This is a genomic window from Nocardioides oleivorans, assembly GCF_004137255.1.
GTDB lineage: Bacteria > Actinomycetota > Actinomycetes > Propionibacteriales > Nocardioidaceae > Nocardioides > Nocardioides oleivorans.
Genome location: NZ_SDWT01000004.1, coordinates 1 through 12,958, shown reverse-complemented (window position 1 = coordinate 12,958; position 12,958 = coordinate 1). Strand labels below are relative to the sequence as shown.

The 12,958-nt window shown below is 72.2% G+C and carries 11 protein-coding genes; 10 read left to right on the top strand and 1 reads right to left on the bottom strand.

The genetic code is table 11. The annotated features are described in order from the left end of the window. The first annotated feature begins 3 nt into the window (after positions 1-3). Entirely contained in the window at positions 4-2,490 is a 2,487-nt protein-coding gene (pheT, locus tag EUA93_RS19800) for a phenylalanine--tRNA ligase subunit beta (RefSeq protein WP_129402077.1), read from the top strand. Between the two features lie 71 nt (positions 2,491-2,561). Here pheT and EUA93_RS19795 read toward each other — a convergent pair whose 3' ends face one another. Further along, positions 2,562-3,365, bottom strand: coding sequence for a maleylpyruvate isomerase N-terminal domain-containing protein (locus EUA93_RS19795; protein ID WP_129402076.1), 804 nt, complete (start codon positions 3,363-3,365; stop codon positions 2,562-2,564). A 92-nt stretch (positions 3,366-3,457) separates the two neighbouring features. Here EUA93_RS19795 and argC point away from each other — a divergent pair, with 92 nt between their 5' ends. The 9 genes from argC to EUA93_RS19750 are packed head-to-tail and all read left to right on the top strand — an operon-like array spanning position 3,458 to position 12,652. Continuing rightward, complete coding sequence (gene argC / locus EUA93_RS19790; protein WP_129402075.1) at positions 3,458-4,486, top strand: N-acetyl-gamma-glutamyl-phosphate reductase; 1,029 nt, start codon at positions 3,458-3,460, stop codon at positions 4,484-4,486. Beyond that, positions 4,483-5,634, top strand: coding sequence for a bifunctional glutamate N-acetyltransferase/amino-acid acetyltransferase ArgJ (gene argJ, locus EUA93_RS19785; RefSeq protein WP_129402074.1), 1,152 nt, complete (start codon positions 4,483-4,485; stop codon positions 5,632-5,634). Before argC ends, argJ begins: the two co-directional genes overlap by 4 nt. After that, on the top strand, positions 5,631-6,578 hold the full coding sequence (argB, locus tag EUA93_RS19780) for an acetylglutamate kinase (RefSeq protein ID WP_129402073.1): 948 nt from the start codon (positions 5,631-5,633) through the stop codon (positions 6,576-6,578). The genes argJ and argB overlap by 4 nt, the downstream gene beginning before the upstream one ends. Next, positions 6,575-7,771, top strand: coding sequence for an acetylornithine transaminase (locus tag EUA93_RS19775; protein WP_129402072.1), 1,197 nt, complete (start codon positions 6,575-6,577; stop codon positions 7,769-7,771). Before argB ends, EUA93_RS19775 begins: the two co-directional genes overlap by 4 nt. After that, complete coding sequence (argF, locus tag EUA93_RS19770; RefSeq protein WP_129402071.1) at positions 7,768-8,694, top strand: ornithine carbamoyltransferase; 927 nt, start codon at positions 7,768-7,770, stop codon at positions 8,692-8,694. The genes EUA93_RS19775 and argF overlap by 4 nt, the downstream gene beginning before the upstream one ends. Next, entirely contained in the window at positions 8,691-9,233 is a 543-nt protein-coding gene (locus EUA93_RS19765) for an arginine repressor (RefSeq protein ID WP_242497532.1), read from the top strand. Before argF ends, EUA93_RS19765 begins: the two co-directional genes overlap by 4 nt. Beyond that, positions 9,230-10,684, top strand: a complete 1,455-nt coding sequence (gene argG, locus EUA93_RS19760) for an argininosuccinate synthase (RefSeq protein WP_129402070.1) — start codon at positions 9,230-9,232, stop codon at positions 10,682-10,684. The genes EUA93_RS19765 and argG overlap by 4 nt, the downstream gene beginning before the upstream one ends. After that, entirely contained in the window at positions 10,684-12,102 is a 1,419-nt protein-coding gene (gene argH / locus EUA93_RS19755) for an argininosuccinate lyase (RefSeq protein WP_129402069.1), read from the top strand. The genes argG and argH overlap by 1 nt, the downstream gene beginning before the upstream one ends. Then, positions 12,086-12,652, top strand: coding sequence for a DNA-3-methyladenine glycosylase (locus tag EUA93_RS19750; protein ID WP_207208872.1), 567 nt, complete (start codon positions 12,086-12,088; stop codon positions 12,650-12,652). The genes argH and EUA93_RS19750 overlap by 17 nt, the downstream gene beginning before the upstream one ends. Positions 12,653-12,958 lie beyond the last annotated feature (306 nt).

Below are 12,958 nucleotides of genomic sequence, written 5' to 3'. Positions count from 1 at the left end.
GCCATGAAGGTGCTCAAGTCCTGGATCCTCGACCACGTCGACGTGCCCGCCGGCACGACGACCGACGAGCTCACCGCCCGGCTGACCCTGACCGGCCTCAAGCTCGAGGCGATCGTCAGCCCCGGTCGCGACATCACCGGCCCGCTCGTGATCGGGCGCGTGCTGACGATGGAGCCCGAGCCGCAGAAGAACGGCAAGACCATCAACTGGTGCACCGTCGACGTCGGCGACGCCAACGGCACCGGCGAGCCGCAGGGCATCGTCTGCGGCGCCCACAACTTCGAGCCCGGCGACCTCGTCGTGACGGTGCTGCCCGGCGGGGTGCTGCCCGGTGGCTTCGAGATCGGTGCCCGCAAGACCTACGGCCACCTGTCCGCGGGCATGATCTGCTCCGCGCGCGAGCTCGGCCTCGGCGACGACCACGACGGCATCATCGTGCTGCCCCAGGACGCCGGCACGCCCGGTCAGGACGTCCGGTCGGTCCTCGGCCTGGACGAGGAGACCATCGAGTTCGAGATCAACCCCGACCGGGCCTACGCGCTCTCCCTGCGCGGCATCGCCCGCGAGGTGCTGGTCTCGGTCGCCGGCGCGAGCAACTTCCGCGACCCCGCTGACCGCGACACCCCGGCGGCCAACGCCGACGGCCACCCGGTCGTCGTCGAGGACGCCGCGGGCTGCCCGGTCTTCGTGGCCCGCAAGGTCACCGGCTTCGACCCGACGGCCTCCACGCCGGACTTCATGGTCCAGCGGATCACGGCCGCCGGGATGCGACCGATCTCCCTGGCCGTCGATGTCACCAACTACGTCATGCTCGAGACCGGTCGTCCCATCCACGGCTACGACGCCGACAAGCTGCAGGGCGCGATCGTCGTACGACGCGCACGCGACGGCGAGACGCTGACGACCCTCGACGGCACGAAGCGCACGCTCGACGCGGCCGACCTCGTCGTCACCGACGACTCCGGGATCATCGGCCTCGGTGGCGTGATGGGTGGCGAGACCACCGAGATGTCGGGGACCACCACCTCGATCCTCGTCGAGTCCGCCCACTGGGACGCGGTGTCGATGTTCCGCACCGGGCGACGGCACAAGATCACCTCCGAGGCCGGCAAGCGCAACGAGCGCGGTGTTGACCCGACGATCTGCGAGGCGGCCGCCGACCGGGTGGTCGAGCTGCTCGTCGAGCACGGTGGCGGACAGGTCGACCCGGGCGTCACGGTGGTCGGCACCCCGCCGGCGATGCCCGTCATCGAGGTCGCCGGCGACCTGGCCGAGCGCGTCTCGGGCATGCCGATCAGCGAGGAGCGCAGCATCGAGGCGCTCCGGGCCGTGGGCTGCCTCGTGGACGGCTCCGGCACCCTGACCGTCACTCCGCCGCCGTGGCGCCCCGACCTGACCGACGCCCAGGACTTCTCCGAGGAGGTCATCCGGCTGGTCGGCTACGACGAGGTGCCCTCGGTGCTGCCGACCCCGCCGTCCGGACAGGGGCTCACCCGCGCCCAGCAGCTGCGTCGCCGCATCGGTCGCACCCTGGCCGGCGACGGCTTCGTCGAGGTCGTCAGCTTCCCGTTCGTGGGGGAGACCGACCTCGACGACCTCGGCCTGCCCGCGGACGACCCGCGCCGCGACCTGCTGCGACTGTCCAACCCGCTCAGCGCGGAGGCCGGCTTCATGACCACGACGCTCCTGCCCGGGGTGCTCCGCACCGCTGGCAAGAACGCCGGCCACGGCAACACCGACGTGGCGATCTTCGAGACCGGCACGGTCACGCTGCCCCGCCACACCGGCCCGGCAGCGATCCTGCCGGTCGACCGGCGTCCGACCGAGGCAGAGTTCGAGGCCCTCGACGCGGCGCTCCCGGCGCAGCCGCTGCACCTCGCCCTCGTGGCCGCGGGTGACGCGGTGGCCGACGGCTGGTGGGGCGATGCACGCCCGACGTCGTGGGCCGACGCCGTCGACGCGGTCCGCTCGGTCGCGGCCGCGCTGGGGCTCGAGGTCACCGCCTCCTCGGCCGAGGTCGCCCCGTGGCACCCGGGCCGCTGCGCGGAGCTCTCCGTCGACGGCCAGGTCATCGGTCACGCCGGCGAGGTGCACCCGACCGTCTGCCAGGCCTTCGGCCTCCCGAAGCGCACGGTCGCCGCCGAGGTCGACCTCGACCTGCTCATCGAGAAGGCGGTCCACCTGCGCCAGGCGCCGACCTTCTCGTCGTACCCCGTGGCCAAGGAGGACGTCGCGCTCGTCGTCGACGCCTCCGTCCCCGCGGCCGACGTCGAGGCAGCGCTCCGCGAGGGTGCGGGCGAGCTCCTCGAGTCGATCCGGCTCTTCGACGTCTTCACCGGCGAGCAGGTCGGTGAGGGCAGGAAGTCGCTGGCCTACGCGCTGCGCTTCCGCGCCGCTGACCGCACGCTCAAGGAGGGTGAGTCGGCCGCTGCCCGCGACGCCGCCGTCGCCCTCGCGGCCGAGCGCACCGGGGCCACCCAGCGCGCCTGATCCACGCCTGATCCACCTGGCACTGGGCCTTGAGTCTCCTGGAGACTCAAGGCCCAGTGCCGGTCCGGGTGTCAGTTGATCGGACTGCCGACGATCGCGCGGAACCGCTCCAGCACGCCCGGGTCGCCCGCGACCGAGACGTCGTCGTCGCCCGCACGGCTCCACAGCCACAGGTCCAGCGCTGCCGCGGTCCCGTCGACCACGACGTCGGGCTCGACGTCGGGGTCGTCCGGGGCATCCACGACGTGGAAGTCCTCCTCGTCGGCGTAGGTCTTCCCGCTCTCGGGGTCGGTGCCGGAGAACGTCCCGAAGCGGACCCAGTACGACGCCCCGGTGTCGGTGGCGTCGACGCGGACCAGGTCGTCGCCGGGTGCCCACTGCCCCCACGGCGGGCAGCCGCCGTACATCACGTCGAGGCACTCGAGCACCCCGTCGGAGGCGAGGACCGCGTCGAGCTCCGAGGCGACGCCGGCCGTCTGCTCGGCGTCGACGCGGTGGACCAGCGCCTCGTGCGCCTGGCGGCGCAGGATGAAGCCGACGGTGTGGTCGTCGGACCAGTTCCACGCCTCGTCGCGGGGATCGGCGCCGTCCAGCACCTGCGACAGCGACGCCGACCACTCGTCGTAGGCCGCGAGGAGCTCGCCGTACGTCGAGGGCCGCGGCGGCGGGACGTCCTCGGGCTGCGTGGGGCGTGCGGTGAGCACCGAGGCCCACCACCGCTGCACCGTCGCCAGGTGCCACAGCAGGTCGGAGGCGTCCCAGTCCGGGCACGCGGGGACGCGCGCCGCGGGATCGCACGCAGCGATCACCTCGCGGAACCGGGCCGACTCGCTGCGCAGGTGGGTGAGATAGTCATCGGAGGAGAGACGGGTCACCCCAGCACCGTAGGGGAGTCGACGGACGTCGCGCCTGCAGATATCGGCCCCCCGATGCGGCCCGACATGCAGACCTCTGTATAGTCATGCACATGTCCGCATCAGTAGCCGTCGCCGGAGCCAGTGGGTACGCCGGGGGCGAGGTCCTCCGACTCCTGCTCGGTCATCCCGGCGTCTCGATCGGCACGCTGACCGCGGGCTCCAACGCCGGCGAGAAGCTCGGGGCGCTCCAGCCCCACCTGCTCCCGCTGGCCGACCGGGTCCTGGCCGACACCACCGTCGAGACGCTCGCGGGTCACGACGTCGTCTTCCTCGGCCTCCCGCACGGCCAGTCCGCCGCCATCGCCCGGGCGCTCGGTGACGACACCGTGGTCATCGACTGCGGCGCCGACTTCCGGCTGACCGACCCGGGGGAGTGGCAGGCCTTCTACGGAGGCGAGCACGCCGGCTCCTGGCCGTACGGCCTGCCCGAGCTGCCCGGCCAGCGCGACCTGCTGCGCGGCGCGCGCCGGGTCGCCGTACCCGGCTGCTACCCGACCGTCTCCACGCTCGCTGCCTTCCCGGCGATCGCCGCCGGTCTCGTCGAGCCCGACGTCACGGTCGTCGCGGCGTCCGGCACGAGCGGGGCCGGCAAGGCGGCCAAGCCGCACCTGCTCGGCAGCGAGGTGATGGGCAACGCGAGCGCCTACGGCGTCGGCGGCACGCACCGGCACACGCCCGAGATCGTGCAGAACCTCAGCGGCGTCCTCGGCTCGCCGGTCAAGGTCGGCTTCACCCCGCTCCTCGTGCCGATGTCCCGCGGCATCCTCGCCACCGTGCAGGCGCCGCTGCTCGACGGCATCACCGCCGAGGACGTCCGGACGGCCTACGCGACGGCGTACGCCGACGAGACCTTCGTGCACCTGCTCCCCGAGGGCCAGTGGCCCCAGACCCAGTCCGTGCTCGGCTCCAACGCCGTCCAGGTGCAGGTCGCGGTCGACGAGCGCGTACGACGACTCGTGGCGGTGGCCGTGGTCGACAACCTGGCCAAGGGCACCGCCGGCGCCGCCGTCCAGTGCATGAACCTCGCCCTGGGCCTCGACGAGGCCACCGGGCTCTCCACGATCGGAATCGCACCATGAGCGTCACCCACCCCAGCGGCTTCACCGCCGCCGGCGTCGCGGCCGGACTCAAGTCCAGCGGCGCCAAGGACCTCGCCCTCGTCGTCAACCAGGGCCCCACGTTCGACTCGGCCACCGTCTTCACCGCCAACCGCTGCAAGGCCAACCCCGTCCTGTGGAGCCAGGAGGTCGTCAAGGACGGCACGGTCAAGGCCGTCGTCCTCAACTCCGGCGGGGCCAACTGCTACACCGGCCCCGAGGGCTTCCAGACCACCCACGCCGTCGCGGAGAAGGTCGCCGACGGCCTCGGGATCGGTGCGATCGACGTCGTCGTCTGCTCGACCGGCCTGATCGGCCTCGCCAACGACCGTGACGACCTCCTCGCCGGCGTCGAGGCGGCCACCGCCGAGCTCGCGCCCGACGGCGGCCCGAGCGCGGCCGAGGCGATCATGACGACCGACTCGGTCAGCAAGAACACCGTCGTCGAGGGCGCCGGCTGGACCGTCGGCGGCATGGCGAAGGGTGCGGGCATGCTCGCCCCGCAGCTCGCCACCATGCTCGTGGTGATCACCACCGACGCCGTGGTCCCCGCCGCCGAGCTGGACTCCGCGCTCCGTGCGGCGACCCGGGTCAGCTTCGACCGACTCGACTCCGACGGGTGCATGTCCACCAACGACACCGTCACCGTCATGGCCAGCGGCGCCAGCGGCATCACCCCGACGCCGGAAGACTTCACCGCCGCCCTCACGCAGGCCTGCACCGACCTGGCCATGCAGCTGCTCCAGGACGCCGAGGGCGCCGACCACGAGATCGCCATCACCACGCTCCACGCCGCGACCGAGGAGGAGGCCGTCGAGGTCAGCCGCAGCGTCGCGCGGAGCAACCTCTTCAAGGCCGCGATCTTCGGCAACGACCCCAACTGGGGGCGCGTCCTGGCCTCGATCGGCACCACCACGGCCCAGTTCGACCCGGCCGACCTCGACGTGGCCATGAACGGTGTCTGGGTCTGCCGGCAGTCCACGCCGGCAGCGGACTCCTCGACCGTCGACCTCACCGGTCGCGAGGTCACCGTGACCATCGACCTCAAGTCCGGCGACGCCCGCGCCACCGTCTGGACCAACGACCTCACCCACGCCTACGTCCACGAGAACAGCGCCTACAGCTCATGAGTGACAGCACCGAGACCGACCTCAACCCGAGCCGCCCCGACCCGGCCAAGGCCCGCACCCTCGCGGCCGCCCTGCCGTGGCTCAAGCGCTACCACGGCCAGACGATCGTGGTGAAGTACGGCGGCAACGCGATGACCGACGAGTCCCTCAAGGTCGCGTTCGCCGAGGACATCGCGTTCCTCCGGTTCGCCGGCTTCAAGCCCGTGGTCGTGCACGGCGGCGGCCCGCAGATCTCGCGGATGCTCGACAAGCTCGGCATCGAGTCCGAGTTCCGAGGGGGCCTCCGCGTCACCACCCCGGAGGCGATGGACGTCGTCCGGATGGTGCTCGTCGGGCAGGTCCAGCGAGAGCTCGTCGGCCTGATCAACCAGCACGGCGCGCTCGCCGTCGGCCTCTCCGGCGAGGACGCGGGCCTGTTCACCGCCGAGCCGATCAACACCGTCGTCGACGGCGAGGAGGTCGACCTCGGCCTCGTCGGCGAGGTGGCCAAGGTCCGCCCGGAGGCCGTGCTCGACCTCATCGAGGCCGGCCGGGTGCCGGTGGTGAGCTCGGTCGCCCCCGACGTCCACGGCCTCGTCCACAACGTCAACGCCGACACGGCCGCGTCGTCGCTCGCCGTCGCGCTCCAGGCCGAGAAGCTCATGGTGCTCACCGACGTCGAGGGCCTCTACCGCGACTACGGCAACTCCGACGACCTCATCCAGGAGATCAGCCCGGAGGCGCTCGGCGAGCTGCTGCCGACCCTCGACGCGGGCATGATCCCCAAGATGCGCGCCTGCTACGAGGCCGTCGTCGGGGGAGTCCCGCGTGCCACCGTCGTCGACGGCCGCGAACCCCACGCGGTGCTGCTCGAGATCTTCACCGACGAGGGAGTCGGCACCCAGGTGCTGCCCGGCGCCACCACGAAGATGCGCAAGCCCTACCCGAAGGAGGACCGGTCATGAGCATCCAGCAGCGCTACGAGGGCGCCGTGATGAACACGTTCGGCCCGCCCGCGCTGGCCCTGGTCCGTGGACGGGGCGCGCACGTCTGGGACGCCGACGGCAAGGAGTACGTCGACCTCCTCGGCGGCATCGCCGTGAACGCGCTCGGCCACGCGCACCCCGCGCTGGTCGAGGCCGTCACCACCCAGCTCCAGACGCTGGGCCACGTGTCGAACTTCTTCGCCACAGAGCCGCAGGTCGCGCTCGCCGAGAAGCTCGTCGCCCTGCTCGGGTGGGGTGAGGAGGCCCGGGTCTTCTTCAGCAACTCCGGCGCCGAGGCCAACGAGGCCGCGCTCAAGCTGACCCGCCGCACCGGCCGCACCCGCGTCGTGGCCGCCGAGGGCTCCTTCCACGGCCGCACGATGGGCGCGCTGTCGCTCACCTCCAAGGCCGCCTACCGCAAGCCCTTCGCGCCGCTGCCCGGCGACGTCACCTTCGTGCCGTACGACGACGTGGCCGCGCTGGAGGACGCCGTCGACGAGACCGTGGCCGCGGTCGTCCTCGAGCCCGTGCAGGGTGAGGCGGGCGTCGTCGTGCCCTCCGCCGACTACCTCGCCGCGGCCCAGCGGATCGCCCACGCCCACGGCGCGCTGCTGTGGCTCGACGAGGTCCAGACCGGCGTCGCGCGCACCGGCGCGTGGTTCGCCCACCAGCTGCTCGACGGCGTCCGGCCCGACGTCGTCACCCTCGCCAAGGGCCTCGGCGGCGGCATCCCCATCGGCGCCACGATCGCCCGTGGCGCGGCGGCGACGCTCCTCCAGCCGGGCAACCACGGCTCGACCTTCGCCGGCAACCCGGTCGCCAGCGCCGCCGCGCTCGCCGTCCTCTCGACCATCGAGGCCGACGGCCTCCTCGAGGCCACCGTCGAGCGCGGCCAGCAGCTCGAGGCACTGCTGCGCAAGCAGGCCGGCGTCGTCGAGGTCACCGGCTCCGGGCTGATGCGCGGTGCCGAGCTCGACGGCCCCTACGCCACCCAGGCCGTCGTGGCCGGTCGCGAGGCCGGGTTCATCCTCAACGCCACCGGCCCCTCCCGCCTGCGCTTCGTGCCTCCGCTCGTCATCACCAGCGACGACCTCGACGCGCTCGACGCCGCCCTCCCCACGATCCTCGACGCCGCCCGGGCGGCCCTCGCCAGCCAGGAGACCACCCGATGACCCGCCACTTCCTCCGCGACGACGACCTCTCGCCGTCGGAGCTGCTCGAGGTGCTCGACCTGGCCGACAAGCTCAAGGCCGAGCCGTTCGACCACAAGCCGCTCGCGGGTCCGCGCACCGTCGCCCTGGTCTTCGACCGGCCCACGCTGCGCACCCAGGTGTCCTTCGCCGCCGGCATCGCCGAGCTCGGCGGCAACCCGATGACCGTCGACGGCGGCCTCGCCGCGATGGGCAAGCGCGAGGGCGTCGAGGACGTCGCCCGGATCCTGGGCCGCCAGGCGACCGCGGTCGTGTGGCGCACCGCCCACCAGAGCGACGTGGACACCATGGCCGAGCACGCCGGCGTGCCCGTCCTCAACGCCCTGACCGACGAGTTCCACCCCTGCCAGCTCCTCGCCGACCTCCAGACCGTCCGCGAGCACAAGGGCCGCCTCGCCGGCATCCGCGCCGCGTTCGTCGGCGACGGCGCCTGCAACATGGGCAACTCGTGGGTGCTCGCCGGCGCGGCCGCCGGGATGCACGTCGTCATCGGCGCCCCGGAGGGCTTCACCCCCGACGCCGACGTCGTGGCGCGGGCGCGGGAGATCGCGCTGGGGACCGGCGGCTCCGTCGAGCTCACGACCGACCCCGTCGAGGCGGTGACGGGCGCCGACGTCGTGATCACCGACTCCTGGGTGAGCATGGGTCGCGAGGAGGAGTCGCAGGAGCGGCTCGGGATCTTCCCGCCCTACGGCGTCACCGAGGAGCTCCTCGCCCACGCCCTGCCCGACGCGATCGTCCTGCACTGCCTCCCGGCCTACCGCGGCAAGGAGATCTCCGAGGAGGTCATCGAGGGGCCGCAGTCGGTCGTCTGGGACGAGGCGGAGAACCGCCGCCACGCCCAGAAGGCCGTGCTCACCTGGCTGCTGGAGCGATCGACGTGAGCGCCGTGACACCGCTGACGAAGCGTGCCCGCCACCAGCGGATCATCGACATCGTGACCACCCACCCCGTGCGCTCGCAGACCGAGCTCGCCGACCTCCTGACCGACCACGGCGTCAAGGTCACGCAGGCCACGCTCAGCCGCGACCTCGTCGAGCTCGACGCGGTCAAGGTCCGCGGCGGTGACGGCGCCCTGGTCTACGCCGTGCCCGGCGAGGGCGGCGACCGCTCGGCCTCCGCGCCCCGTGAGAGCGCCGCCGGACGAGACCGGCTCGCCCGGCTCTGCGGCGAGCTCCTCGTCAGCGCCGAGGCCAGCGCCAACCTGGTCGTCCTGCGCACCCCGCCGGGAGCGGCCCAGTTCCTGGCCAGTGCCTTCGACAAGGCCGAGCTCGGCGGCATCCTCGGCACCATCGCCGGCGACGACACCGTCCTGGTCATCGGGCGCGACCCGCAGGGCGGCGACGCCCTCGCGCAGCAGTTCCTCGACCTGGCCAACCACCACGCACCCATCACCCCTGACTCTGCAAAGGACTCCCAGTGAGCAAGGTCCTCACCTCCCTCCCCGTCGGCGAGCGCGTCGGCATCGCCTTCTCGGGCGGCCTCGACACCTCCGTGGCCGTCGCCTGGATGCGCGACAAGGGGGCGGTGCCGTGCACCTACACCGCCGACATCGGCCAGTACGACGAGCCCGACATCTCCGGCGTGCCGTCGCGTGCGATGCAGTACGGCGCCGAGCTGGCGCGCGCGGTCGACTGCAAGACGCAGCTGGTCGAGGAGGGCCTCGCCGCCCTCGCCTGCGGCGCGTTCCACATCCGCTCCGGCAGCCGGATCTACTTCAACACCACGCCCCTGGGTCGCGCGGTGACCGGCACCATGCTGGTCCGCGCGATGCACGACGACGACGTCAACATCTGGGGCGACGGGTCCACCTTCAAGGGCAACGACATCGAGCGGTTCTACCGCTACGGCCTGCTCGCCAACCCCGACCTGCGCATCTACAAGCCTTGGCTCGACGCCGACTTCGTCACCGAGCTGGGCGGACGCCACGAGATGAGCGCCTGGCTCACCGAGCACGGCCTGCCCTACCGCGACAGCCAGGAGAAGGCGTACTCCACAGACGCCAACATCTGGGGCGCCACCCACGAGGCCAAGACCCTCGAGCACCTCGACGTCTCCCTCGAGACCGTCGACCCGATCATGGGCGTGAAGTTCTGGGACCCCTCGGTCGCGATCGAGACCGAGGACGTCACGATCCGCTTCGACCAGGGCCGCCCCGTCGCCATCAACGGCACCCAGTACGCCGACGCGGTCGCGCTCGTCCACGAGGCCAACGCCATCGGCGGCCGCCACGGCCTCGGCATGTCCGACCAGATCGAGAACCGGATCATCGAGGCCAAGTCGCGCGGCATCTACGAGGCGCCGGCCATGGCGCTGCTGTTCATCGCCTACGAGCGGTTGGTCAACGCGATCCACAACGAGGACACCGTCGCGCAGTACCACAACGAGGGCCGCAAGCTCGGCCGGCTGCTCTACGAGGGCCGCTGGCTCGACCCGCAGGCGCTGATGATCCGCGAGTCGATCCAGCGCTGGATCGCCTCGCTCGTCACCGGCGAGGTGACCATCCGGCTGCGCCGTGGAGAGGACTACACGGTGCTGAGCACCAGCGGTCCGGCCTTCTCCTACCACCCCGACAAGCTCTCGATGGAGCGCACCGACAACGCCGCCTTCGGCCCGACCGACCGCATCGGCCAGCTGACGATGCGCAACCTCGACATCGCCGACTCCCGCGCCAAGCTCGAGCAGTACGCCGCGCAGCCCCTCGACCAGGGCCAGGTGCTCGTCGAGAACGGCACCCTCTACGGTGCCATCGAGGCCGGCGGCTTCGACCGGATCGCCGCCACGACGTCCTCCTCACGGGCCGTCGAGGCGGCCGACGACGAGGTCGACGACACCGCCCTCGACCACGCAGCGATGGAGTTCGGGACCGACTGATGGCAGGCACCACCAACGAGGGCTCGCTCTGGGGCGGCCGCTTCGCGAGCGGACCGTCACCCGAGCTGCAGGCACTCTCCAGGTCGACGCACTTCGACTGGCAGCTGACGCCGTACGACCTCGCCGGGTCGCGCGCCCACGCCAACGCCCTGCACCGCGCCGGCCTGCTCACCGACGCCGACCACGCCGAGCTGCTGCGCGGGCTGTCGGCGCTGGGGGAGAGGTACGCCGCCGGTGACCTGCAGCCGGCCGACTCCGACGAGGACGTCCACGGTGCGCTCGAGCGGCTCCTGCTCGACGAGGTCGGTCCCGAGGTCGGCGGCCGGCTGCGTGCCGGTCGCTCGCGCAACGACCAGGTGGCGACCCTGTTCCGGGCCTACCTGCGCGACCACGCCCGCACGATCTCCGGCCTCGTCCTCGACCTCGTGGACGTGCTCGAGCACCAGGCCGCGGGCCACCTCGACGTGATCATGCCCGGCCGGACGCACCTCCAGCACGCCCAGCCGGTGCTTCTCTCGCACCACCTGCTCGCCCACGCGTGGCCGCTGGTGCGCGACGTCGAGCGACTGCGTGACTGGGACGCACGCGTCGCGTCCGACTCGCCGTACGGCTCCGGTGCCCTCGCCGGCCAGACGCTCGGCCTCGACCCGGAGGCCGTCGCCGCGGAGCTCGGGTTCTCCGGCTCCTCGGCCAACTCCATCGACGGCACCGCCTCGCGCGACTTCGCCGCCGAGTTCGCCTTCGTGACCGCGCAGGTCGGCGTCGACCTCTCGCGGCTCGCGGAGGAGGTCATCCTCTGGACCACGCGCGAGTTCGACTTCGCGACGCTCCACGACTCCTGGTCGACGGGGTCGAGCATCATGCCGCAGAAGAAGAACCCCGACATCGCCGAGCTCGCGCGCGGCAAGTCGGGCCGCCTGATCGGCAACCTCTCCGGCCTGATGGCGACCCTCAAGGGACTCCCGCTCGCCTACAACCGCGACCTCCAGGAGGACAAGGAGCCGGTCTTCGACTCCGTCCAGACCCTCGAGGTCCTGCTGCCCGCGGTGACCGGGATGGTCGCCACGCTCGCCTTCAACACCGCCCGTATGGCCGAGCTCGCGCCCCAGGGCTTCTCGCTGGCGACCGACGTCGCCGAGTGGCTCGTCCGCGAGGGCGTCCCGTTCCGCGACGCGCACGAGGTCGCAGGCGCGTGCGTACGCCGTTGCGAGGAGCTCGGCTGCGACCTGCCCGACCTCACCGACGAGCAGCTCGCCGCGGTCTCTCCGGCGTTGACGCCCGAGGTGCGCTCGGTCCTCACCGTCGAGGGCTCGGTGTCCTCGCGCTCAGGTCGCGGGGGGACCGCCCCGGTCCGCGTCCGCGAACAGCTCGACGACCTCCGGTCGGCCAGTGCCGCCCACCGTGAACGCCTGGGCTGAGGGCGACCCGCTCGAGGTCGCGCCGCGGCTCCTCGGTGCCGTGCTCACGCACGGCGGCGTCTCGGTGCGCCTCACGGAGGTCGAGGCGTACGCCGGTCCCGACGACCCCGGCTCGCACGCCTTCCGCGGCCGCACCCCGCGCAACGAGGTGATGTTCGGTCCGCCCGGACGGCTCTACGTGTACTTCGTCTACGGGATGCACCACTGCGCCAACCTCGTCACCGGACCGGAAGGGGAGCCGGGTGCGGTCCTGCTCCGCGCGGGCGAGGTCGTCGGTGGCCTCGACACGGCCCGGGTACGACGTCCCGGCAGCACGGACCGCGACCTGGCACGCGGACCGGCCCGGCTGTGCCGGGCGCTCGGCATCGACCTCGCCGCCAACGCGACCGCTCCCGACCTGACGGCGGGGGAGCCACCACGAGAGGTCTCGACCGGTCCTCGAGTCGGCCTGCGCCACGCAGCGGAGCGGCCATGGCGGTTCTGGAGCACCGGTGATCCGACCGTCAGCACCTACCGCCCCGCGGCACCGCGACGACCCGCAGGCCGCTGACCTGCGGTTTTGCGTCAACACCACCCCCGGTTTTGCGTGCTCGCCGGGGTGTGGTTAATGTTCTCTCTGTCGCCGCAAGCGGCGCCGCTCCCCGGCCAGAAGGCTGGATGGAACGGAGACCAGCTGCGACCACCACCGAGCGTCAGACCCTGGGTTTGACTCAGGACAACACGCCCGGTAAGTTTCTGCAGGTTGCCCCGCGACCGGACCAGCCCAGCTGGCGAGGATCGGGTGCGTCTGATTTTTGAGAACTCAACAGTGTGTTTGATTAGTCGACGAATTAGTTTGTTATGCCCCGTTGACATC

What these genes read in the sequence shown, in the direction of transcription:
- EUA93_RS19775 (WP_129402072.1), top strand. Translation starts at nt 6,575, where the DNA reads ATGAGCATCCAGCAGCGCTACGAGGGCGCCGTGATGAACACGTTCGGC.
- argJ (WP_129402074.1), top strand. Translation starts at nt 4,483, where the DNA reads ATGAGCGTCACCCACCCCAGCGGCTTCACCGCCGCCGGCGTCGCGGCC.
- argF (WP_129402071.1), top strand. Translation starts at nt 7,768, where the DNA reads ATGACCCGCCACTTCCTCCGCGACGACGACCTCTCGCCGTCGGAGCTG.
- argH (WP_129402069.1), top strand. Translation starts at nt 10,684, where the DNA reads ATGGCAGGCACCACCAACGAGGGCTCGCTCTGGGGCGGCCGCTTCGCG.
- argC (WP_129402075.1), top strand. Translation starts at nt 3,458, where the DNA reads ATGTCCGCATCAGTAGCCGTCGCCGGAGCCAGTGGGTACGCCGGGGGC.
- pheT (WP_129402077.1), top strand. Translation starts at nt 4, where the DNA reads ATGAAGGTGCTCAAGTCCTGGATCCTCGACCACGTCGACGTGCCCGCC.
- argB (WP_129402073.1), top strand. Translation starts at nt 5,631, where the DNA reads ATGAGTGACAGCACCGAGACCGACCTCAACCCGAGCCGCCCCGACCCG.